Source organism: Azospirillum sp. TSO5, assembly GCF_003116065.1.
Taxonomy (GTDB): Bacteria; Pseudomonadota; Alphaproteobacteria; order Azospirillales; family Azospirillaceae; genus Azospirillum.
Genome location: NZ_LGQY01000007.1, coordinates 56689 through 80462 on the forward strand (window position 1 = coordinate 56689; position 23774 = coordinate 80462).

The 23774-nt window shown below is 68.1% G+C and carries 11 protein-coding genes; 3 read left to right on the forward strand and 8 right to left on the reverse strand.

The window, feature by feature from the left end; all coding sequences use genetic code 11:
• Nucleotides 1-10: 10 nt before the first annotated feature.
• Nucleotides 11-772 carry a pyruvate formate-lyase-activating protein gene (gene pflA, locus TSO5_RS02110; protein WP_109150035.1) on the forward strand — a complete coding sequence of 254 codons (762 nt, stop codon included), beginning with the start codon at nucleotides 11-13 and terminating at the stop codon, nucleotides 770-772.
• 22 nt (nucleotides 773-794) lie between these two features.
• On the opposite strand, the gene TSO5_RS02115 is transcribed toward pflA, so the two are convergent.
• From TSO5_RS02115 to nifJ, 5 genes are all read right to left on the reverse strand, one after another.
• Complete coding sequence (locus TSO5_RS02115) at nucleotides 795-2318, reverse strand: FAD-binding oxidoreductase (RefSeq protein ID WP_109150036.1); 1524 nt, start codon at nucleotides 2316-2318, stop codon at nucleotides 795-797.
• 104 nt (nucleotides 2319-2422) lie between these two features.
• Entirely contained in the window at nucleotides 2423-3487 is a 1065-nt protein-coding gene (locus TSO5_RS02120) for a LacI family DNA-binding transcriptional regulator (RefSeq protein WP_109150037.1), read from the reverse strand.
• A gap of 33 nt (nucleotides 3488-3520) precedes the next feature.
• Nucleotides 3521-3817: a hypothetical protein gene (locus TSO5_RS02125; protein ID WP_247870543.1), complete on the reverse strand. Its 297-nt coding sequence runs from the start codon at nucleotides 3815-3817 to the stop codon at nucleotides 3521-3523.
• Between the two features lie 60 nt (nucleotides 3818-3877).
• Nucleotides 3878-5383: a tagaturonate reductase gene (locus TSO5_RS02130; RefSeq protein WP_109150038.1), complete on the reverse strand. Its 1506-nt coding sequence runs from the start codon at nucleotides 5381-5383 to the stop codon at nucleotides 3878-3880.
• A gap of 341 nt (nucleotides 5384-5724) precedes the next feature.
• Nucleotides 5725-9258 carry a pyruvate:ferredoxin (flavodoxin) oxidoreductase gene (gene nifJ / locus TSO5_RS02135; RefSeq protein WP_109150043.1) on the reverse strand — a complete coding sequence of 1178 codons (3534 nt, stop codon included), beginning with the start codon at nucleotides 9256-9258 and terminating at the stop codon, nucleotides 5725-5727.
• Nucleotides 9259-10083: 825 nt separating this feature from the next.
• Here nifJ and TSO5_RS02140 point away from each other — a divergent pair.
• Nucleotides 10084-11367, forward strand: coding sequence for an MFS transporter (locus TSO5_RS02140; RefSeq protein ID WP_109150039.1), 1284 nt, complete (start codon nucleotides 10084-10086; stop codon nucleotides 11365-11367).
• A gap of 276 nt (nucleotides 11368-11643) precedes the next feature.
• On the opposite strand, the gene TSO5_RS02145 is transcribed toward TSO5_RS02140, so the two are convergent.
• Together TSO5_RS02145 and TSO5_RS02150 are read right to left on the reverse strand one after the other, a co-directional pair.
• Nucleotides 11644-11829 carry a hypothetical protein gene (locus TSO5_RS02145; protein ID WP_109150040.1) on the reverse strand — a complete coding sequence of 62 codons (186 nt, stop codon included), beginning with the start codon at nucleotides 11827-11829 and terminating at the stop codon, nucleotides 11644-11646.
• Between the two features lie 247 nt (nucleotides 11830-12076).
• On the reverse strand, nucleotides 12077-12775 hold the full coding sequence (locus tag TSO5_RS02150; RefSeq protein WP_109074667.1) for an HAD family hydrolase: 699 nt from the start codon (nucleotides 12773-12775) through the stop codon (nucleotides 12077-12079).
• Nucleotides 12776-13029: 254 nt separating this feature from the next.
• Between TSO5_RS02150 and TSO5_RS02155 the strand changes: the two genes are divergently transcribed.
• Entirely contained in the window at nucleotides 13030-13506 is a 477-nt protein-coding gene (locus TSO5_RS02155) for a MarR family transcriptional regulator (protein WP_109074666.1), read from the forward strand.
• A 62-nt stretch (nucleotides 13507-13568) separates the two neighbouring features.
• Here the strand turns inward: TSO5_RS02155 and TSO5_RS02160 are convergent.
• The coding region (locus TSO5_RS02160) for a tandem-95 repeat protein (RefSeq protein WP_146203657.1) at nucleotides 13569-23774 on the reverse strand (10206 nt) is incomplete at its 5' end.

A 23774-nucleotide genomic window follows, 5' to 3' on the forward strand; every position in this document is an offset into this window, starting at 1 on the left:
CCCTGAAGTGATGACACCCTCCCTCCCCCAGGCCCGCCCCGGCTCCGTTTCCGGCTGGGTTCATTCGGTCGAGACCGGCGGCACGGTGGATGGGCCGGGGATCCGCTATGTGCTGTTCATGTCCGGCTGTCCGCTGCGCTGCCTGTACTGCCACAATCCCGACACCCAGCACATGCATGACGGGACGCGGACGACCTCGACCGAAGTCCTCGAAGACATCGCGCTCTATGCCGAATTCCTGAAGCGCGCCCATGGCGGGCTGACGCTGAGCGGCGGCGAACCGCTGGTGCAGCCGGAATTCGCCGCCGCCATCCTGCGCGGGGCGAAGGCGCTGGGCATGCACACCGCACTCGACACCTCCGGCTTCCTCGGCAACCATGCCGACGATCATCTGCTGGAGGACGTCGATCTCGTCCTTCTCGACATCAAGGCCTTTTCCGAGAAGACCTATCGCCACCTGACCGGGGTGCCGCTGCGCCCGACGCTGGAATTCGCCGAGCGGCTGGCCGGGATGAACAAGCGCATCTGGCTGCGCTATGTGCTGGTCCCCAATTTGACCGACGACGCGGCCGAGATCGACGGGCTGGCCGAGTTCGTTGCCGGGCTGGGCGTGGTCGACCGGGTCGACGTGCTGCCCTTCCACAAGATGGGCGAGCATAAATGGAAGGCATTGGGGCGCAAATACATGCTGACCGACACCGAACCGCCCTCGCATGAGCTGGTGGAGCGGGTGCGGGGGCAGTTCCAGGCGCGGGGGCTGCGGGCGGACTGAACCCGCAGCCTTCCTGCCGTGATTACGCCGGGCGGATCGCCTGGGCGAAGGTGAAGAGCATGGCCGGATCGACCGCCTTCTTCACCTGGGCCAGCTTGGCGAGATTCTCGCCGTAATAAGCCCGCTGCCAGTCGGCCAGCGACGGATCGGGGAAGTTCTGGAAGGCGCCCTGCGCCTTGGTGCGGCGGTTGACGTCGTCGTAGAAGCGCTGCTGCCATTCCAGCGCCTGCTCGATCAGCAGGGCGGAATCCGTCGGCCGCCACCAGTTGGCCTCGACCGAGAACAGCCAGTCATAGCCCCGGTGGACATAGGCGGTCTCGGTCGGGCCGACGCGGTTGATGGCGCCGCCGACCTGGAAGAACTTGAAGGCCACCGGCATCGAGGTGGCGGGCATCTTCGCCGCCCAGTCGAACATCGCGGCAATCGCCTCGTCGCCGATGTCCGCCGCCTTCATGTAGCTGGATTTTTCCTGGTAGTAATAGGGGAAGGTCGTCTCGACCAGGAAGTCCTGCGCCGTCCAGTAGGGCACATCCTCCTTCACCACCGACTTCGACTTGTCGATCATCTCCCAGGTTGATTTGAAGATCTCGCGCAGCGACACCTTCGATTTGTGGAGCTGGCCGAGGACGGAGATGCTGACCGGCACCTTGTCGCAGCGTTCCTGGCGGCTGGGGATGGTGACGCTGATCTTGCTGCCGAAATCGTCGGGCGCGTTGGCCAGTTCGGTGAGCAGGAGCTTCAAGACCTTCGGCAGATTCTCGGTCCAGACCAGATTGAAGACGGTGACCGCCTCCGCCGGGCGGGTTTCCAGCGTGAAGGAGGTGTTGATGCCGAAATTCCCGCCGCCGCCGCCGCGGCAGGCCCAATAGAGGGCGGAATCGGTGTCGGCATCGGCCTTGACGTGGCTGCCGTCGGCCGTCACCAGTTCCGTCGCGCGCAGCAGGTCCGACGCCATGCCGTACTTGCGCATGTTGAAGCCGATACCGCCGCCCAGCAGGAAGCCGGCGGCGCCGACGGAATCGCAGCGCCCATGGGTGATGGTGCGGCCCAGCCGTTCCATCTGCTTATAGACGTAGGAGTTCAGCGTGCCGCCCAGCACCTTGACCAGCCCATCCTTGCCGGGCAGCGCTTCCGCCCCCGCCATCTTCGACATGTCGATCAGCAGGCCGGGCGTGGTGGAGAAGCCGGCGTAGTTGTGACCGCCGGAGCGAACGGCGAATGGCATGCCCTGCTCCTTCACCCACTTGATGCTGGCCTGGACGTCGGTCGCGCTGGCGCAACGGGCGATGCCGGCCGGCAGGGTGGCGCCGTAGCGCAGGTTGTTGGGGCGGCAGACATCGGCGAAGAAGGGATCCTCCGGCCGCAACACCCCGCCCTTCACCGCCTTCGCCAGATCGGACCAAGCCGAGGGCGGCGGGCAAAGCGCCCCGCCCGCCTCCGCCGCGAAGGCGGAGCCCGGCATCAGCCGGACCGCGGCGGCCGCGCCGGCGAAACGGCCGGCGCCGACAAGGAAATTGCGGCGGGAAGAGTGCAGTCCGAGCACCATGAGCCTGTCCACCCTGGGTCATTGGTTGTGTTCGTGGATGGTTATTATCCGAATGATAACAACCATCGTCAACCGAACACGTCCATGGGGTGGGCTGGCTCTCCCTACCCTTTCTTCAGCGGGCGGGTGCTGCCGCGGATCACCAGTTCGCAATCCAGATTGTGGTGCTTCGCCGTGACGCGGGTGCCGTTCAAGGCCGCCAGGATTTGCGTGGCGCTGAGACGGCCGATCTCGCGCTGGGGCGGACGGACGGTGGTCAGCGGCGGCGGGCAGGAGTTGCTGAAGGGCAGATCGCCGAAGCCCACCACGGCCAGATCGTCGGGCACACGCAGGTCTCGGCGGGTGACCTCGAACAGCACACCCAGCGCCAGCGCGTCGTTGGAGCAGACCACGCCGTCGATGTCGGGGTGGCGCGTCAGGATCTCGTCAATCAGCCAGCGGCCGACCTCCGTCGTCGCGGCGTCGGGGACGGTGAAGTCGATGGGGTCGTGCAGGCCGCGGCGCATCACCTCCGCCTCATAGCCGTCGGTGCGGCTGCGCACGCGCAGGTCCTGGCTGGCGGCGGCGCCAATGTAGGCGACCTTGCGGCTGCCCTGGTCGTAGAGGTGGCTGGTCTGCATGCGGCCGACCTCGAAATGCGAGAAGCCGACGCTGATGTTGACCGCCTCTCCGGGGTGCCCCGGCATGTCCCACATCTCCACCACCGGCACGCCGCAGGAGGCCAGCATGGCGCGGGTCCGTTCGGTGTGGTGGAAGCCGGTCACCACCATCGCCGCCGGCGACCAGGCGAGAAAGGCGCGGATCAGGCTCTCCTCCTCCTCCGGGCTGAACTCGCTGACGCCCAGCAGGGTCTGGTAATGCGCCGCCTGGAACATGCCCTGAAGCGTGTTGTAGGTCTCGGCGAAGAAGGAGTTCAGGATCGACGGCAGGATGACGCCGACGGTGCGGCTGCGCGCCGCGGCGAGGCTGCCGGCGACCAGATTGGGCACATAGCCCATCTCATCGATCACCCGCGCGATGCGTTCGGCGAGGTGGCGCGACACCGATTCCGGTCGGCGGAGATAGAGCGAGACGGTGCTGGCCGACACATCCGCGGCGGTGGCCACGTCGGTCATCGTCACCCGCTGGGTGCCACGGCGTGTCCGCTTCCTGGCTTCGGTCGTCTGCATCGTCGGTCTTCCTCACGCATCAGGTGCGGCGCATCAGTGCCGTGTCGGCGGATCGGCGAGCGCAAGGACGGCCAGGGCCTCGATCGCGTCGTGAACGAGCTGATAGGCGGCCTCGATCCGGCAGAGCGCGCGGTCGCATTCGTCATCGTCGCGCGTCTCCTGCCGGACGGCCCGGAACAGGGTCAGCGCTTCACGGCCGATGATCCTATGGCAAGCCCGCAGTCCGCAATCCTCTTGCAGCGCGAGCGGGATATGCAGCAGGCGGTGGCGCAGCACCGCCGCATCGAGTTCCAGTTCGGCGATCCGCCGGGTCAGAAGGGGTGTCATCATGTCATGCCCAGCGGGGCGCATCCGGATGGACACGCCCCGCTTCATAAAATGGCGGCCGGATCAGCCGGCAACCAACTCAGCCATGGCGGCCTTCATGCCCTTCGCCTCGATGGCGGCGAGGCTGTCGGCCACCCGCGCGGCAAGGCCGGGGATGGCGGTCAGGTCCTCCTTCCACAGGCGGGCGTCGGACAGGACGGCGGCGACCAGGGCCTTGGCGTCACCGGCGTTGGCAGCCCAGGCGGCGCTCATGGCGGCGATCACCTCGGCATTGTCGCTGATCGGGTAGGACCCGGCCTCGCGCGTGCCGGTATAGGCGCCGTCGGCCAGCGTGCCGCGGTAGAAGCGCAGCAGCGCCGCCAGCGAGAAGGACAGGCCGGCCGGGGCCGAGCCGTTGCGGGCGACCGCATCCTTCAGGCTGGGCAGCACGCGCACCTGCCACTTCGACACCGAGTTCAGCGTGATCGAGATCAGCTCGTGCCGGATATAGGGGTTACCGAAGCGCTCCATGATGGTGCGGGCGTAGTCCTGGCGCTCCGCCTCCGGCAGGGGCACATAGGGCACGATCTCCTCGAACATCACCGTGTTCAGGTAGGCCGAGACGGTCGGGTCGTCCATCATCGACTTGACGGTGTCGAGACCGGCGCAATAGGCGGCCAGCGCGCTGGCGGTGTGGGCGCCGTTCAGGATGCGGACCTTGCGGGTGCGGTAGGGCTGCAGGTCGTCGGTCCACACCACGTTCAGGCCGGCCTTGTGCAGCGGCAGCTCCTCGGCCAGATGGGCCGGACCTTCGATCACCCAGACATGGAACGGCTCGGCGGCGACGGCCAGCTTGTCCTCATAGCCCCACTTGGCGCCGAGGGCGGCGGCCTCGTCCTTCGGGTAGCCGGGGACGATGCGGTCGACCAGCGTGTTCAGGAAGTGGTTGTGCGTCTCCACCCAGTCGGCGAAGCCGGGTTCCAGCTCCCAGCGCTTGGCGTGGGCCAGCACGATGCGCTTAAGGTTGGAGCCGTTGGCCTCGATCAGCTCGCAGGGCAGGAAGACCAGACCGCTGTCGGCGGTGCCGCCCAGCGCCTTGTAGCGGGCATGCAGCAGGGCCGCGACCTTGGCCGGGAAGCTGTCCGGGCAGGCGCCGGGGGCATAGGCTTCCTCGCGGTCGGCGATGCCGGCCTCGGTGGTGTTGGAGACGAAGAAGCGCAGCGCCGGGGACGAGGCCAGCTCGACCATCCGCGCCCAGTCGGCGTAAGGGTTCAGCGCTTCCGACACGCAGGAGACGACGCGGCAGGATTCGACCTCGCGCCCGTTCTCGATGCCGCGCAGCAGCACGGTGTAGAGGTTGTCCTGCGCCTTCAGCAGCGGGGCGATGCCCTGGTCGAGCGGCTGGGCAATGGCGACGCCGGCTTTGGTCAGCCCCTGGCCGTTGGCGACATCGACCATCCAATCGACGAAACCGCGCAGGAAATTGCCGTCGCCGACCTGGAGGATGGACACGGGCAGGGTCGGAGCGCCACCGGTGTGAGCGACGTCGAACGCACCACCGGCAAGCTGGTCACGGGTCAGGGAACGCATGACTGGGCATCCTTACAGGAGCTGAAGATCGGAGCCCGGTGCGTTGACGGCAAGCGCGGGCGATGGGTAAGATATACTAATATATTAATGGGTGGGGCAAGGGGAAAAGGGTGCGGCATTGTGGTTGGGGGAGCGGTTGAGCGGATGCCCCCTCCCCATCCCTCCCCCGCTCTCAGCGGACCTACGGTCCGCCTGTCGCGTCAGCACAAAGCGAAGCTTTGTGCGAGAGCTTCGCGGGAGAGGGGGCAGAAGCCTTTTGGGAGTATTGCAAAGGACAGCGGCAGTCCCCTCTCCCGCGAAGAGGGGGAGGGTTAGGGAGGGGGCAATCGAAGCCGACGCCCCTACTCCTTGAACCCCGCCATATGCTCGAACAGGTGGCGCTTGCGGCGGATCTCCGCCTCGGCTTCGTCCAGCAGCGCGTGGTAGCGCTCAGGGTTGGCCCGCTCCACGGCGCTGAAGCGGGACTCGCCGGCCATGAAGGCGGCGAGGCCGGCGGAGGGGGCGCCGCTGTCCAGTTGCAGGGCCGTCTTGCCATCGGCCAGCCGGCGCGGGTCGCGGCGGTAGAGTGACCAGTGGCCGCTCTCCACCGCCAGCTTCTGGTGCTCCAGCCCGTGCGACAGTTCGTAGCCGTGGGCGACGCAATGGCTGTAGGCGAGGACCAGCGACGGGCCGTGGTAGGCTTCGGCCTCCATCAGGGCGTTCAGCGTGTGGCTGTCGCGGGCGCCGAAGGCGGTGCGGGCGACATAGACATGGTCGTAGGCCATGGCCATCAGCCCCAGATCCTTCTTGGCCGCCGAGCGGCCGGCGGTGGCGAACTTGGCCGAGGCGCCGATCGGGGTTGCCTTCGACTGCTGACCGCCGGTGTTGGAATAGACCTCCGTATCCATCACCAGGATGTTCACGTCGCGGCCCGAGGCCAGCGCGTGGTCGAGACCGCCATAGCCGATGTCGTAGGCCCAGCCGTCGCCGCCGACGATCCACACGCATTTGCGGACCAGATAGTCGGCCAGTTGCTCCAGCCGGCGGGCCAGCGGGTCCTTCAGCGGCGCGAGCTGCGCCATCAGGGTGGCGACGCGGGTCCGCTGAGCGGCGATGCCGGCGGAGTCATGCTGGTCGGCCTCCAGCAGTTCGGTCACCAGACCGGGTTCCAACTGGGCCGACAGCAGCGCCAGCGTGTCGCGCGCCTGCTCGGCCATGCCGTCGATGGCGACGCGCAGGCCGAGGCCGAACTCCGCATTGTCCTCAAACAGAGAATTGGCCCAGGCCGGGCCGTGGCCGCTCGCGTCGGTGGTGTAGGGGGTGGTCGGCAGATTGCCGCCATAGATCGAGGAACAGCCGGTGGCGTTCGCCATCACCATGCGGTCGCCGAACAGCTGGGTCAGCATCTTGATATACGGCGTCTCGCCGCAGCCGGCGCAGGCGCCGGAGAACTCGAACAGCGGCTCCAGCAGCTGGCTGTGCTTGACGGTGACCGGAACCGACTCGCGCGGGATGGCGGGCAGGCTGCGGAAGAAGTCGAAGGCCTCCTGCTGGCCGGCCAGCGCCTGGACCGGGCGCATCTCCAGCGCCTTGCGGCCGCCCTTTTCGTTTCCTGGGCCATCTTTCTCTTCCGCCGGACAGACGGCGACGCACAGCGTGCAGCCGGTGCAGTCGGCGGGCGAGGACTGCAGGCGATATCGGCCGCCGGGGAATTCACGGCCCTTGTAGGGGATGGTCTCGAAGCCGGCGGGCGCGTCGGCCAGCGCCGTTTCCGGCACCACGGTGGCGCGGATGGCGGCATGCGGGCACACCAGCACACACTTGTTGCACTCGATGCAGAGGTCGGCGTTCCAGCCCGGCGCCTCCGCCGCGATGTTTCGGTGCTCATATTTCGAGGTGCCGGTCGGCCAAGTGCCGTCCACCGGGAAGGCCGACACCGGCAGCCGGTCGCCATGGCCGGCGATCATCATCGCGGTGACGCGCTTGACGAAATCGGGAGCGGTCTCCGGAACGGGGGCCGGGCGGTCGTGGTCGGCGGTGACATGGTCGGGCACCGGGACGGGGCGCAGATGGGTCAGCGCCTGATCGACGGCGGCGACGTTGCGTTTCACCACCTCCTCGCCACGGCGGGCATAGGTCTTGGCGATGGCCGCCTTGATCTCGGCGATGGCGTCCTCGACGGGCATCACGCCGGACAGCTTGAAGAAGCAGGTCTGCATGATGGTGTTGACGCGGCGGCCGAGCCCGACCTCCCGCGCCACCGCGCCGGCGTCGATGGCGTGCAGCGACAGCTTGCGTTCGATGCAGAGGCGCTGCACCTCCGTCGGCAGGCTGTCCCATACCTGCTCAGGCGTGCCGGGGGCGTTCAGCAGGATGGTGGCGCCGGGCGCGGCCATCTCCACCACCTCCACCCGCGCCATTAGCGGCAGATGGTGGCAGGCGACGAACTGCGCCCGGCCGATCAGGTAGGGGGCGCGGATCGGGTCCTTGGAAAAGCGCAGGTGCGAGACGGTGGTCAAGCCGGACTTGCGGCTGTCATAGACGAAGTAGGCCTGGGCGTGGCCGCCGGTTCGGGACTGGATGATCTTGAGCGAGTTCTTGTTGGCGCCGACCGTGCCGTCGGCGCCGAGGCCGAAGAAGACGGCGCGCGACACGCCCGGCTCCTCCACGCCCCAAGCCGGGTCCCAGGGGATCGAGTGGTGGGTGACGTCGTCGGTGATGCCGATGGTGAATCGGCGCTTCGGCCGCGCGCGGCCCAATTCATCGAACACCGCCTTCGCCATGGCGGGGGTGAATTCCTTGGAAGACAGGCCGTAGCGGCCCCCAATGACCACCGGGTCGATGGCGGAGGCATCGGCGGCGCGGGCTTCGGCCAGAGCGGCGACCACGTCGAGGTAAAGCGGATCGGCGACCGCTCCCGGCTCCTTGGTGCGGTCGAGCACGGCGATGCGGCGCACCGTCGGCGGCAGGGCGGCGACGAAATCGGCAATCGCGAAGGGGCGGAACAGGCGGACGGTCAGGCAGCCGACCCTCTCGCCCTCCCCCACCAGCCGATCGACCGCGCCGTTGCAGGTCTCGGCCCCCGATCCCATGACGATCACCACCCGCTCCGCCTGCGGATGGCCGTGATAGTCGAACAGGCGATAGGCGCGGCCGGTGCGGGCGGCGAGTTGGTCCATCATCTCCTGCACGATGGCCGGGCAGGCCTCGTACCAGGGGTTCGCGGCCTCGCGGGCCTGGAAGAAGACGTCGGGATTCTGCGCCGTGCCGCGGACGACGGGATGGTCGGGAGTCAGCCCGCGGCGGCGGTGGGCGTCGACGCAAGCATCGTCGATCAGGGCGCGCAGATCCTCGTCGGCGAGGGGCTCGACGCAGTTGAACTCATGCGAGGTGCGGAAGCCGTCGAAGAAATGCAGGAAGGGCACGCGCGCCCGCAGGGTGGCGGCATGGGCGACCAGCGCCAGATCCTGCGCCTCCTGCACATTGGCCGAGGCCAGCATGGCGAAGCCGGTCTGGCGACAGGCCATCACGTCGGAATGGTCGCCGAAGATCGACAGCGCGTGAGTCGCCAGCGTGCGCGCCGCCACATGCATGCAAAAGGGCGTCAGCTCTCCGGCGATCTTGTACATGTTGGGGATCATCAGCAGCAGGCCCTGCGACGCGGTGAAGGTCGTCGCCAGCGCGCCCGCCTGCAACGCGCCGTGGACCGCACCGGCGGCACCGCCTTCCGACTGCATCTCCACCACCTGGGGCACGGCGCCCCACAGGTTGGGACGACGCGCCGCCGACCATTCGTCGGCGAACTCCCCCATCGGCGAGCTGGGCGTGATGGGATAGATCGCGATGACGTCGCTGGCGCGGTAAGCCACCGAGGCCGCCGCCTCGTTGCCGTCCATGATGCGGATGGCGGCTGCCGGCCGGGAGGAGGCGGTGGAGGTTGGGCTCTGGGTCATGCCGGAAATGTCCTCTCTGCTGGCGACGGTCGTCTCCCTCGGCGCGTCTTCGATAATGGGAAGGCGTTTTCAAAAACCGGCGGAAGACGGCTGTCGGCCAGGGGGAATGGTCCATCCGGAGCGGGCCGGACACATTGACACTCGTCAGTTCCGCGCAGAATTTCCGGGTGAGGCCGTTCTGCGCTGCGCCAACGTCTGATATATTACTTTTGCAAGGAAGGCCCCAGTTTGTCGCAGCGCAGCATTGGGTGAATGCCGAGCTTTGCTGCGGGATTGTGGGCAAGCGATGCGGTGAAACCGGCCGCCGGGAGGCGGCGTAAAGCGGGCGCAGACCATTGATACAGGTCATTTATCGCGATTGGTCGCTGTGGCTTCCTACATGCGGATGCACCGGGGCGATCTGCCCTCGGCCAAAATTCCGAACAGAAGAACAGGCGTTTCAACCCGCAATTACATTGCATTGCAGCAGATAGCGTCCGTCGGCAAGGGCGTGATTATGCTGCGACTGCGAAGAAATCAGCGCACCGCATCATCGTCCTGCGACATTTTCGCAAGGGCAGACGGCGGTCCCGGAAAACCACTTGCGGCGCCCACTAATATATTAATATAACTCCACCAGCGATGCTCCCGCCCCTCTTGAAACGGAGTGGAAGCGACACCGTCGCCCGGCACCGAACACCCGCCGGCAAGGCATCCCGCCCGAGGATCGCCGCCCTAGGGCCTGTACGTGCGCACCGGCGCCTGCCGTGGCAGGCATGTGAGGAAAACATGAACAAGATCCGTGGATTGCGGTGGCAAATCCTTGCCCTGATGATGCTGGGCACCGTGGTCAACTACATCGACCGCAACACGCTGGGCATCCTGGCGCCGACGCTCAAGGAACAGCTCCACTTCTCGACCGAGCAGTATTCCTTCATCGTCAGCGCCTTCCAGCTTTGCTACAGCCTGATGCAGCCGGTCGCCGGTTACATCACCGATCTGGTCGGGTTGAAGCTCGGCTATGCGATGTTCGCCGGCGTCTGGGGCCTTGCCGCCGCCGCGCATGCGCTGGCCGGCAGCTGGCAGTCGATGGCCTTCTTCCGCGGCCTGCTGGGCGTCAGCGAGGCGGCGGCGATGCCGTCGGGCGTGAAGACCTCCACCCTGTGGTTCCCGGCCAAGGAGCGCTCCATCGCCACGGGCTGGTTCAACACCGGCAGCTCGATCGGCGCGATGATCGCCCCGCCCTTCGTCATCTGGCTGTCGCTGACCTATGGCTGGCAGGAAGCCTTCCTCGTCACCGGTCTGTTGGGCGTCGGCATGTCGGCCCTGTGGTACATGCTGTACCGCAACCCGGAGAACCATCCGCGCCTGACCAAGGAAGAGCACGACTATATCCTGGAAGGCCAAGCGCATGTCGAGCTGCCGAAGCCGTCGGTGAAGCGCGTGCTGGGCAAGGGCAAGTTCTGGAGCATCGCCGCCGCCCGTTTCCTGACAGAGCCGGCCTGGCAGACCTTCAGCTTCTGGATCCCGCTGTACATGGTCTCGACCCGCGGCATGGACATCAAGCAGTTCGCCCTGTTCGCCTGGCTGCCGTTCCTGGCCGGTGACATCGGCTGCATCCTCAGCGGTTACCTGTCGCCCTTCTTCGTCAAGCGCTTCAAGATGTCGCTGGTCAACTCCCGCATCGCCGGCGTCGGCGTGGGTGCGGTGTGCATGGTCGGCCCGGCCCTGATCAGCTTCACCGTCAGCCCGATCGCCGCCATCTTCCTGTTCTCGCTCGGCGCCTTCGCCCACCAGATGCTGTCCAGCCTGCTCTATGCCCTGGTGACCGACACCTTCGAGAAGCAGGACGTCGCCACGGCGACCGGCTTCGGCGGCATGGCCGGCTATATGGGCGGCATGATCTTCTCGCTGATCATCGGCCAGTTGGCCACCACCATCGGGTACGAGCCGCTGTTCGCCTGCCTGACCGTGTTCGATCTGGCCGCCTTCGCCATCATCGCCCTGGTCCTGGGTCAGCGGGGGGGCAAGCCCGCCGCCGCCATGCCGAACGCCACGGCCGGTGCCGACTGACGGCCCATTTGGTTCCGACATTAGGTTCAGTGCGATCGAGACGCCCTCCGGCACAGCGCCGGGGGGCGTCTCGCATTGGCCCGGACCAGTGGGACCGATGGACAAAAAAGCTGACCGCAGGCAGGCGAAGTCGCTTGCTACGCGGATGAGATATTAGTATATTAGCGGCGTACCGCTGGATGCGCCGTGGGTTGACCCGGCACAACTTGTTGGACGTTCCTCTCGGACTTCAGAGCCGTCGGTATCACCGACGGCTCTTTTTTTGTCCGGAGCCGCTCAGTTGAACAGGAAGGACTGGCTGTCGATCTCGATCGTGGGGGCAGCGCGGTCCGGCTGGGCGGAGACGGCGGCAGCGGCGGCGACCGACAGCAGCGAGGCCAGCGCGAAGGCCGAAGCGACAAGGGCGCGGGCGATGGTGTGGCGCGCGGCGGGCTTGTGAGAGGACGGCTGATGAGTGGACATGCGACGGCTCCTGGTCTGGGATTGCGATGATCGGGCGTCGGGGAGCGGCGTCGGCGTCATCGGCAAACCCATGCTGCCACCAGCGCGCTGTCGTGAAACGCGCCGATCCCGCATGTCCTTCATGATGATGTTGCACTGCATCATAGCGCTGTGACTGTGCATGATGCAGACTGCGGAAGATGATCGCAGCGCTCCGATCCGCTCTGCAAACAGGCGTCTGGCCGGTTACTTGATGCAGGATGATCTTTTACTGCGCCAGTCCGCGGCGACCGCCCACCTCGTCCAGGTGAGTCAGCATGTCGGCCGGATCCTCGTAGACGCGCAACGCGCCCGAGCGCTCAAGCTCCTCCCGGCCATAGCCGCCGGACAGCAGGCCGATGCCGAGCGCGCGCGCCCGCTTGGCGGCGATCATGTCCCAGATGCTGTCGCCGACCACGAAGGCGCTGGTGATGTCGACGCCGATGCGCGCGGCGGCAGCCAGGAACAGGTCTGGGTCCGGCTTGGCATATTCGACCTCGTCGCGGGTGATGACCGCGGCGCGTTCGGGATCGACGCCCAGCTTTTCCAGCGCCGGCCGCGCCGTCTCCATCCGGCCGCTGGTCGCGATGGCCCAGGGGATATTCAACTCCGTCAACGTGTCCAGCAGATCGCGGGCGCCGGGCAGCGGGACGACGCCGGCCGCCAGCCGCTTGTAGGCCTGCGTATGGCGATGGCGCAGCCGGTCGAGCAGATCCTGGTCGATGGCGAGGCCGGTCTCGCGCAGCAGCATGTTGGTGAACAGCCCGCCGCTCATGCCGATCTTGCGGTGGATGCGCCAGACCGACAGGGCGATCCCCTCCTCGTCCAACGCCTCCTTCCAGGCCAGCACATGCTGGTACACCGTGTCGGTCAGCGTGCCGTCCAGGTCGAACAGGAAGGCGTTGGTCACGTGGGGATAGCCGGTCATGTCCATTGTCCGCGGGTTGTGAAGGCGGGTCGAATTCGACAGGACCAGACGTGGGACCGGCCAGCGCGATTTGCCAAGGATTTGCGGAGGACGGCGATGGATTTTCCTCGACGATAATCCACGCGAACTTTCACAGTGGTTTCACCACGCAGACGCGAAGACTGGCGCTTCCGCTGGCGCGTTGACTTCGCTACAGTCCGCGCCCAAGCTTGCCGCCTGTATGTTCGGCGCAATGCCTGTAGGGAGAGAAGCGCGTGTCGGAAAGGCCGGGGCATGGCGACGCTTGGTCGACGGACGAGGATCTGGTCACATTGCTGGATCAGGTCAGCCGGCTTGTCTATGGCATCAGCTTCACCGAAGGGCTTTTCCCGGCGCAATGGGTGGCGTTGCGCTATTTCCATGACGCGCCGGAGCCGGCACGCACCCTGACCGCGCTGGCCCGGTTCCAGCGCATCCATCTGGCACCCGTGTCGCGCACCGTCTCCACCCTGGTGGACAAGGGGTTCCTGGCCCGCCGTCCGCATCCGGGATTCAAGCGCGGCTGGCTGTTCGACCTGACGGACGAGGGACGGGCCCTGCTGCACCGCGATCCCCTGCGCCAGTCGCTGACCCCGCCTCTCGCCGCCATGGCGGAGGATGAACGGGCGATGCTGGGCCGCCTGATGAAGCGGATCATCACCCACATGCAGGCGGGCACCGCGACCGCGGAGGACGGCGCGCCGGTCGCCTGACCGCCCCGCCCCACTCCGCTGTCCCACTGCGCCAGCCCGCGTCCCTCTCCGCCTCCATCCGGTCAGAACGTCAGCCGTTCGATGTTCTGCAGCACCAGCTGGTGATGGTTCTGGTCCTCCAGCGTGACGGTCGTCTCCTGGGTGAAGGTCAGGCCGTGGCCCGACGGATCCACGGTGTAGGCGTGGCCGTCCAGCTGCTGGAGCCAGTTGGTGCCGGCATTGGCGACGAAGGCGCCGACCTCCACCACGTCGGTCCAGCCCACCCCGCCGTCGATGGTCAGGTTGCCGTCGCGCGGGGCGAAGATGAACAGATCGTCGCCGGCCCCGCCGGACATGCTGGTGGTGCCGCTTCCGGCATGCAGGATGTCGGCGCCGCTGCTGCCGGTCATCGTCGCATCGGCCGAGACCAGCACCTGCACCGCCAGCGGATCGCTGGACAGTCCCTGATCGTCGCTGACCGTCACCTCCAACGTCCGGGCGCCGCCGCCATTCGGGCTGAGCGCCAGATGCTGGAGGATGTCGGTGTAGGTCGCGGTAGAGGCGCTGCCCGACAAGGACAGCTGGTGGGTGCTGTCGTCCCAGCTGACCTCGATCCCGGTGCCCGACACCGTCTTGCGGCCGGTGGACGGGTCGGTGTCGATGGTCAGGCTGTCGAGGTTCAGCGCGTCGCCGGTCTGCGATCCGGCGGCGATGCGGATCGACATGCCGGACATGACGCTGCTGTCCACATCGGTGATCGTCGCGTCGGCGACAACGGCCGGATGATCGGTCGCGTCCGCGGCGATGGCGGTCGTGGCGTGGGCGGCGGCCAGGGTCGGCTTGTCGTTCACCGGATCGACGGTGATGCTGAGGGTCTGCGTCACCGCCGCGGTGTCGGTTCCGTCCTGGGCGGTCACGGTGACCGACAGGTCGACCGTGCCATGGGCGTTGGCCGGCGGGGTATAGGTCAGGCCGGCCAGATCGGACGCGGCGAGGGACCAGCTGCCGTCGCCGTTGTGGGTGCCGTGGTTCAGGCTGGCGCCGTCCGGCATTCCGGTGATCCGCACCGACAGCGTTTCCGACCCGTCGCTGTCGGTCGAGGCGGCGGTGATCGTCAGCGCGATCGCCGTGTCCTCGTTACCGTGCACGGCGGGGGTGAGCAGCGTCGGCGTGTCGGCGACCGGGGTGACCGTCACCGCCAGCGGCTTGTTCACGGTCGCCGGCGTGGCGGTGCCGTCCGTCGAGGTGGCGGTGACCGACAGGGTGAAGCTGCTGCCGCTGTCGTGGGCCGGCGTGATCGCCAGCCCGGCAAGTTGGGCCGGCGTCAGCGTGATCGAGCCGTTGACGATGGTCAGCGTGTCGCCCGCCGTGTTCGACAGGGTGGCGCCGGCCGGGATGTCGGCGATGGTGACGCTCAGCGTCTCCGATGCGTCGGTCAGGGCCGGGGTGATCGACAGTGCGACCGTGCCATCCTCCGCCACCGACGCCGGGTCGACATGCAGGGTCGGCGCGTCGGACAGAGCGCGGACGGTGACCGGCAGCTGCGCCACGACGGAGGCCGCGGTGGCGGTGCCGTCGGTGGAGGTCGCGGTCACGGTCAGGGTGAAGTCGGCGTCGTCGTTCGGCGGCGGCCTGATCGTCAGGCCGGCAAGCTGGGCCTGGGTCAGCGTCCAGGTCCCGTCGACGTTGTGCGTACCGGCGCTGAGCGTCGCACCGGTGGGAACGCCGGCGATGGTGATGCTCAGCAGCTCCGAACTGTCGGTCAGGGCCGAGGTGATGGTCAGCGGAATCGCCGCATCCTCGTCGCCCGTTGCCGCCGATACGGTCAGCGTCGGGGCGTCGGACACCGGGTTGACCGTCACCGGCAGGGTGGAGGTCACCGAAACCGGGCTGGCGCTGCCGTCCCTGGCGGTGGCGGTGACGGTCAGATTGAAATCATGATCGTCGTTGGACGGCGGCGTGATCGCCAGACCGGCGAGCTGGCCGGGGGTGAGGGTGATGGAGCCGCCGGAAACGGTCAGCACGTCGCCCGCCGTGTTGGACAGATGAGCGCCAATCGGAATGCCGGCGATGGTGACCGTCAGCGTCTCCGACCCGTCGAGATCGGTCAGGGCCGGGGTGATCGTCAGCGCGATGGCGGTGTCCTCGTCGCCGGTGGCGGCGGTGACGGACAGGGTCGGCGTGTCGGTCACCGGAGTCACCGTGACGGGCAGCGACGCGCTGGTACTGACCGGCGTGGCGGTGCCGTCGGTGGCGGTCGCGGTGACGGTCAGGGTGAAGTCGTCGCCCTTGTTGGAGGGCGGGGTGATCGCCAGACCGGTCCATTGGCCGGCCGTCAGCGTGATGGACCCGCCCGTGACGGTCAGCACGTCACCCGCCGCGTTGGACAGCTGGGCACCGTCCGGAATGCCGGCGATGGTGACGGTCAGCGTCTCAGACCCGTCGAGATCGGTCAGCGCCGGGTTGATCGCCAGGGCGATGGCCGAGTCCTCGTTGCCGCCGGCGGCGGTGACGGACAGCGTCGGGGTGTCCGACACCGCGTGGAGGGTGATCGGCACGGTGACCACCTTGGTCGCCGTGCTGCCGTTGGATTCGATGCTGACGGCGGTGACGGTCAGGCTGATCGGCGCATCGCTGTTGGCCGGCGGCGTCAGGATCAGGCCGTTGAGCTGGGCCGGCGTCAGGGTCCAGCTGCCGTCGGCGTTGTGGGTGCCGGCCGACAGCAGCGCACCGGTCGGCACGCCGGTGATCGTCAGCAGCCCCAGCCGCTCCGACCCGTCGGTGTCGGCCAGCGCCACGGCGAGGTTCAGCGGTAGGCCCGTGTCCTCGGTCCCGGTCAGCGGCGTCCAGGTCAGGATGGGCTGGTCGGCGACCGGATCGACGCTGACCCGGAACAGCTGGCTGGTGGTCGCGGTGGCGCCGCCGACGGTCTCCGTCGTCGTCGCGGTCAGGGTCAGGTTGAAGTCGGTACCGGCATCGGCCGGCGGCTGAAGCTTGAGGCCCGACAGCTGGGCGGCGGTCAGGCTGACCGAACCTGCGGTCGGCGTCAGGATGGTGCCGTTGGCATCCACCAGCACCGCGCCGGCCGGCAGGCCGGACAGCACGACGGCCATCGTCTCCGACCCGTCGGTGTCGACCAGTGCCGCCGTCAGGTTCAGCGCGATCAGCGAATCCTCGTTGCCGGACGCATTGGTGACGATGACGGTGGGGGCGTCGGTGACCGCCGTCACCTCCACATGGATGTCGGCGGTCGTGCTCGCCGTGTCCTTGTTGGAGCTTTCCAGGCTGGTCGCGGTCAGCGTCAGGTCCATGCCGCCGGAATAGTTGCGCGGCGGCGTGACGGTCAGGCCCGACAGCTCCGACGGCTTCAGGGTCCAGGACCCGTCGCCGTTGTTGGAGCCATGGTTCAGAACCGCGCCCTCGGGCAGTCCAGACAGGATGACCGCCATCGTCTCCGACCCGTCGGTGTCGACGAGGCTGGCCGACAGGTTCAGGGCGATGGGCGTATCCTCCGCGCCGGTCGTGTCATGGACGATGACGGCGGGCGCATCGGCGGCGGCCGCGTAGGTGACGGACAGCGTCTTGGTCGACCAGGCGGGCGTCGCGGTGCCGTCCTGGGCGGCCGCTTCGACCGTCAGGGTCACCGTGCCGGCATAGTTGGCCGGCGGCGTCAGCGTCAGCGCCGCGCGATCCGACGCGGACAGGCCGGTGAGATCATAGACTCCGTTGCCGAGCGAGGTCCCGGCCGACAGGGTGAAGCCGGCGGGGACCGTCACCCGCAGCGCGGTGATCACCTCGCCTGTGCCGACCAGATCGGTGACGGTGGCGGAGATGGACAGGCTGGCGGCGTGATCCTCCTGCGCCGTGACGGAGCTGGCGCTGATGGCGGGGGCGTCGCTGATAGGCGCCACGTCGACAGTCAAGGTCTTGGTCGTGGTCGCCCGGTCGGCGTTGCTGATCTCACGCGCAACCGCGGTCACCGTCAGCTGGAAGGTACCGCTGGCATCGTGCGGCGGGGTGAATTTCAGCCCGGACAGCTGGTCGGGAGTCAGCACCCACTTTCCGGTGGCGGAGTCCAGATAACCGGCCGACAGCGAGGCGCCGGTCGGCACCCCGTCGATGACGATGCTGGCCAGAACCTCCGACCCGTCGGTGTCGGCCAGCACGGCGGTGATGTCCAGCGCGATGGCCGTGTCCTCGTTGCCGGAGGCCGCCTGCACGGTCAGCAGCGGGCTGTCGGCGACGGCGGTGACGGTCACCGCCTGGGTCAGGCTGGTGTGGGTGTTGCCAGAGTTGGTGGCCACATCGATGCCGAGGGTGAAATCGGCGTCGCTGTTGGAGGGCGGCGTCAGCGAAAGCCCGGTCAACTGGGCCGGCGTCAGGGCGATCGAGCCGTTGGCGATGGTCAGCGTATCGCCGGCCGTGTTGGTCAGGACGGCACCGGTCGGGATGTTCGACAGGGTGACGGAGCTGACGCCGCTCCAGTCCTGCAGGCCGGTGTCGAGATGCAGGGCGACGGCGCTGTCCTCCGCCGTCGTGACGCCGGACGGGCGGTCGCTGCCGACGCCGGTCGCCGGATCGGGAGTCGTGCCGCCGGTGCCGCCGCCGGTGGATCCTCCCCCGGTCGAGCCGCCGCCGGTGTCTCCACCACCGGTGGACCCGCCACCCGTCGTGGCCGTGGTGGTCCAGCTCAGCACGAAGCTGTCGGACACGCTGGTGTTGCGGTCGCCCTCGCTCTCGATGCTGTAGGGATTGACCGTCAGGGTGACGCTGGCCGTGTCGACGGTGCCCGACACGCTGTGGGTGATGCCGGTGGCGTTTGCATCCTTGACGGTCAGCTTCAGGCCGCCTTCGGCCAGTGCCGCGGTATACTCCTCGGCGGTCAGCGTCCAGGTGCCGTTGCCGTTGTCGAGGCCGCGCGACAGCACCGTGCCTTTCGGCACGCCGGAGATGGTGACCGCCAGCTTTTCGGAACCGTCGGTGTCCTGCAGGAAGGCGTTCAGGTCGAGAACCAGACCGTCCGGCACGCCGGTCGTCGACAGGTCATCGACGTGGTAGGCCACCGCCGAACCGTCGGCCGCATGCGACACCGGCGCGTCGGCGACGGCGGTGACGGTGACCTTCGGGGTGTAGGTCTTGGTCAGGCTGTCGGTGCCGTCCACCGCCGTCACCTTGACGGTGATGGTGAAGTCGTCGGCGTTGTTGGCCGGCACGTTCAGCCGCAGATTTCCGAGCTTGGCCGGATCGACGGTCCAGCTTCCGTCATGGTTGTCGGTCAGCGCGCCGGCATCCGTGCTGGTCAGGGTGACCCAGGCCGGCAGGCCGGAGATGACGATGGAGGAGATATGCTCCGAGCCGTCGCTGTCGCCGGTCAGGGCGGAGATGGTCAGCGGGATGCCGCCAACGGCGTCCTCCTGCGCATGGGCGCTGATGGCGACGACCGGCTCGTCCGTCTTGGGGTCGACGGTGACGGTCAGGTCGCGGGTGTCCTTCAGCGTCCCGCCGGAGGTCACGCCGTTCACGGTGATGATCGGCGCACCGTTGCTGTCGGTGGTAATGACGTCCACCTTCAGCGTGAGCGTGCCGGCGAAGTCCTTCTTCGTCGTCAGGGTCAGCTCGTTGCGATACTCCACATCGACCGACCAGCGGCCGTTGCCGAGATAGACCAGCCCGCTCTCGTGCCCAGCCGCCAGCGACAGCGAGGAGCCGGACGGCAGGTTGCTGACGACCAGCGACAGGCGCTCCGACCCGTCATCGTCGACCATCACCAGATCGCCGAGCCGCAGGTTGATCGCGGTGTCCTCGTTGCCGCGGGCGGTGAGCGTGCCGTTCGGCGTCACCACGTCGGCCACGCCCTGCACCTCGACATGGACGGTCATCGCCGCCGCATCGGCGATGGAACCGTTGGAGCTTTCCGTCGCCCGTGCGGTGAAGGTCAGGTCGAAGCCGGTGTTGGAGTTGGCCGGCGGGGTGATGGTCAGGCCGGTCAGGTCGGCCTGGGTCAGCACCCACTTGCCGAGGCCCGCGTCGTAATGGCCGTGGTTCAGCGTCGCCCCGGCCGGCACGCCGCCGACCAGGATGCTGAGGGTTTCCGAACCGTCGCGGTCGGTCAGGGCCGCCACCACCGACAGCGGGATGGCGGTGTCCTCGCGCCCCACCGCGTCGGAGGCCGACAGCACCGGCGTATCGGCGACCGCGTTGACGGTCACCGCCAGCGACTGCTGCGCCGAGGTGGCGGTGCTCGTCCCTTCCACCGAGGTGGCGGTGATCTTCAGCGTCACCGTGCCGGAATAGTTCAGCGGCGGCGTGAGGCTCAGGCCGCTCAGCTGGCCCGGCGTCAGGGTCCAGCTGCCGTCGGCATTGTGGGTGCCGGCGGACAGGGTCGCCCCCTCCGGCACGCCGGTGATGGTGATGTGGTCCAGCGTCTCCCCGGTCACGTCGGACAGGTGGGCGTCGATGGTCAGCGGGATGGCGCTGTCCTCGTTGCCGGTGGCGGCGGTGGGGATGACGATGGGGGCGTCGGCGACGCCGGTCACGGTCACCGACAGGGTGGCCGGCGCCGAAACGGCGGTCGAGCCGTTCTCCCGCTCCACCGAGGTCGCGGTAACGCTGAGGGTGATGGTGCCGGAGAAGTCGTGCGGCGGGGTCAGGCGCAGGTTCGGCACGTCGGCCGCGTTCACCTTCCAGGTCTTGCTGCCGTCGCTCTGGGTGCTGAGAACGCTGCCGAAATTCAGGCTGGCCCCGTCCGGAACGCCGGAGATGGTGACATAGCCGATGCTCTCCGACCCGTCGGAGTCGGTCAGGGCCGGGGTGATCGTCAGCGCGACGGAGGTGTCCTCGTCGGTCCCCGCGGCGGCGGCGGTCACGGTCGGCGCATCGGCGACCGCATCGACGGTGATGGTGCCGGTCGCCGTCTGCGTGCCATACACCGTGCCGGCGCTGGTGCTGTCCTTGGTGCCGACCTTCAGCGTATAGGCGAGGTCGGCGTCGGAGTTGTGGGCGGTGACGACCGTCAGGCCCTGGACCGTCCAGGTCCCCGCCGTCCCGCCGGCCGCCAGCGCCGTGGTCGGGATGGTCCAGCTGTAGTTGCCGGAAGCATCGGGACCGCTGCGGGTCAGTTCGATGCCGTTCACATAGAGTTTGGCTCCGGCCACGTCCTGCTGCGAAGCGGCCATGGTCAGGGTGACGCTATTAACCTTTTCCGGGCTGGCGGCGTCGACGTCGCTCAGTGTGATGGTCGGGGCGAGCGCGATGCCGCCGGCCGCGTCCTCATCGCCGCGCGCGGCCAGCGTGGAGAGCGTGATGGCGTCGGCCTGCGGCGTCACCTTGATCGTCTGCGTGGCGGTGGAGGTGCCGCCATAGCCGTCGGTCACCGTGAAGCTGAAGATCTCCTTGCCGCTGAAATCGGCGTCCGGCGTGTAGGTGAAGGTGCCGTCCGCGTTCACCACCAGCGTGCCGTGCTGCAGCCGCACCGGCTGCCCGGCGTCGCCGGGCCCCTTGAAGGTCAGCGTGTCGTCGGTGCGGCCATTGACCGTGTCCTGATCCGTCGCGCCCAGTCGGCCGTTGACGATGGCAACATCCTCCCTGGTGGAGGTGGTGGCTGCCGTGGCGGTGGGCGCGTAGTTCAGGGCGGTGCGCACATCGACCGGCTGCCCGTCGACATACAACTCCAGCTTCTCGAAATCCGCGACCTTGATGCCGAGCGCGCTCAGGGTGGCGGCACTACCGACGTCGGTGTCGTTGGTCGCGGCGTTGGGGTCGGCCGCCGCCGCCTCGATCAGGTTGCGCAGGGTACGCAGGTCCGCCAGGATCGGCGAACTCGACAGCTGGGCGCTGGTCAGCATCACCCGGAAGGTGTCGATGCCGGCGTCGCCGTCCTGCAGTTCGGGGGTGGAGGACGTGCCGCCGTCGGTACCGACGGTGAAGACCGACAGATCGTCGCCCGCGCCGCCACTGATGGTGTCCGTCCCGGCCCCGCCGGTGATGGTGTCCTTGCCTCCGCCGCCGAGCAGGATGTTGGCGCCGCCGTCGCCGACGATGGTGTCGTCGAAGGCCGAACCGGTGACGTTCTCCAGATTGCGCAGGGTGTCGGTGCCCTCGCCGGTGCCGACGCCGGTCGCCAGATTGGCGTTCACCGCCGTGGCCGAGGCGGCGTAGGTCACCGTGTCGTTGTCCGCTCCGCCGTCCAGCACGTCGTCGCCGAGACCGCCGCTCAGGGTGTCGTTGCCGGCCCCGCCATAGATGGTGTCGTTGCCGTCGCCGCCCTCCAGGCTGTCGTTGCCCTTGGGCGTGTTGGTGAACTGGATGGTCAGCGTCTGGGAGGCGCTGTCGGCGGTGCTGCCGTTCTCCCGCTCCTCCGAGGTGGTGACCACGGTGAGGGTGATGGGGGTGGCGCTGTCCCCCTCCTTGGCGGTCAGGGTCAGGCCGGTCAGCTGGGCCGGGGTAAGCGTCCAGGTCCCGTCGCCGTTGCGGGTGCCGGCGCTGAGCGTCGCATCGGCCGGAACGCCGGAGATCGTCACCTTGGAGATCGACTCCGAGCCGTCGACGTCCGTCACGGCGGGGGTGATGGTCAGGGCGGTGGTGAAGATGCCGGTGCCGTCGCCGTAGATCACATCGTCGCCGGCGCCGCCCCGGATGGTGTCGTTGCCGGCGCCGCCCGACAGCGTGTCGTTGCCGGCGGTGCCGGTCAGCGTGTCGTTCTGGCCGGTCGCAAGGTCGTAGGTGATGGGCGTCACGGCGAGCGTCGGCGTGTCGGCCACCGCCACCACGGTGACGGCCAGCGTCGTCTGGACGGAAACCGGGGATAGCCCGCGGTCGGTGGCCGTGGCGGTAACGGTCAGGGTGAAGTCGACGTCACTGTCGTGCGGCGGCGTGATGGTCAGGCCGGTCAACTGGGCCTGGGTCAGCGTCCAGGTGCCATCGGCGTTGTGCGTGCCGGCGCTGAGCGTCGCGCCGGCCGGGACGCCGGCGATGGTGATGCTCAGGGCTTCCGAACCGTCCAGATCGGTCAGGGCCGACCGGATGTCCAGCGCGATCGCCGAGTCTTCGTTGCCGCTCGCGGCGGTGACGCTGAGTGTCGGGGTGTCGGTCACCGGATCGACGGTGACGTGCAGGGTCTTGCTCTTCGTCGCTTCGGCAGCGACGCCATCCTTGGCGACGGCGGTGACCGTCAGGTCGAAATCGACGTCGCTGTTCGGCGGCGGCGTGATGGTCAGACCGGCGAGCTGATCCTTGCTCAGCGTGATCGAGCCGCCGGTGACCGTCAGCGTGCCGTTCAGCGTGTTGGCGAGCGTGGCGCCGGTGGGAATGCCGGTGATCCGAATGCTCAGCGTCTCGGACCCGTCGGTGTCGGTCAGGGCCGGGGTGATCGACAATGCGATGGCGGTGTCTTCGTTGCCCTGCGCGGCGGTGACGGTCAGCGTCGGCGTGTCGCTCACCGGATCGACGGTGACGTGCAGTGTCTCGCTCTTGGTCGCCTCGGCGGCGACACCGTCCTTGGCGATGGCGGTGACGGTCAGGTCGAAATCAACGTCGCTGTTCGACGGCGGCTTGATCTTCAAGCCGGCGAGTTGATCCTTGGTCAGCGTGATCGAGCCGCCGGTGACCGTCAGCGTGCCGTTCAGCGTGTTGGTAACCGTGGCGCCGGCGGGGATGCCGGTGATCCGGATGCTCAGGGCTTCGGACCCGTCGGTGTCGGTCAGGGCCGGGTTGATCGTCAGCGCGATGGCGGTGTCTTCGTTGCCACGAGCGCTGGTGACGGTGAGCGTCGGCGTGTCGGTCACCGGGTCGACGGTGACGTGCAGGGTCTCGCTCTTGGTCGCCTCGGCAGCGACGCCATCCTTGGCAATGGCGGTCACCGTCAGGTCGAAATCAACGTCGCTGTTCGACGGCGGGGTGATCGTCAGCCCGCTCAACTGGGCCGGGGTTAGGGTCCAAGTTCCGTCGGCATTGTGCGTGCCGGCGCTGAGCGTTGCACCGGCCGGGACGCCGGAGATCATGATGCTCAACGCTTCCGAGCCGTCGGTGTCGGTCAGCGCCGGGCTGATCGTCAGGGCGATGGCGGTGTCTTCATTGCCCTGGGCGGCGGTGACGGTGAGCGTCGGGGTGTCTGACACCGGGTTGACGGTCACCGGCAGCGTCTGGGTCACCGAGACCGCATCGGCGCTGCCGTCCTTGGCCGTGGCGGTGACGGTCAGGGTGAAGTCGACATCGCTGTTCGACGGCGGCGTGACGGTCAGGCCGGCAAGCTGATCCTTGGTGAGCGTGATCGAGCCGCCGGTGACCGTCAG

Excerpts from the sequence above, each read along its gene's own strand:
- pflA (WP_109150035.1), top strand. The coding sequence starts at position 11 with ATGACACCCTCCCTCCCCCAGGCCCGCCCCGGCTCCGTTTCCGGCTGG.
- TSO5_RS02125 (WP_247870543.1), bottom strand. The coding sequence starts at position 3,817 with ATGATGACACCCCTTCTGACCCGGCGGATCGCCGAACTGGAACTCGAT.
- TSO5_RS02130 (WP_109150038.1), bottom strand. The coding sequence starts at position 5,383 with ATGCGTTCCCTGACCCGTGACCAGCTTGCCGGTGGTGCGTTCGACGTC.
- TSO5_RS02140 (WP_109150039.1), top strand. The coding sequence starts at position 10,084 with ATGAACAAGATCCGTGGATTGCGGTGGCAAATCCTTGCCCTGATGATG.
- TSO5_RS02145 (WP_109150040.1), bottom strand. The coding sequence starts at position 11,829 with ATGTCCACTCATCAGCCGTCCTCTCACAAGCCCGCCGCGCGCCACACC.
- nifJ (WP_109150043.1), bottom strand. The coding sequence starts at position 9,258 with ATGGACGGCAACGAGGCGGCGGCCTCGGTGGCTTACCGCGCCAGCGAC.
- TSO5_RS02115 (WP_109150036.1), bottom strand. The coding sequence starts at position 2,318 with ATGGTGCTCGGACTGCACTCTTCCCGCCGCAATTTCCTTGTCGGCGCC.
- TSO5_RS02150 (WP_109074667.1), bottom strand. The coding sequence starts at position 12,775 with ATGACCGGCTATCCCCACGTGACCAACGCCTTCCTGTTCGACCTGGAC.
- TSO5_RS02120 (WP_109150037.1), bottom strand. The coding sequence starts at position 3,487 with ATGCAGACGACCGAAGCCAGGAAGCGGACACGCCGTGGCACCCAGCGG.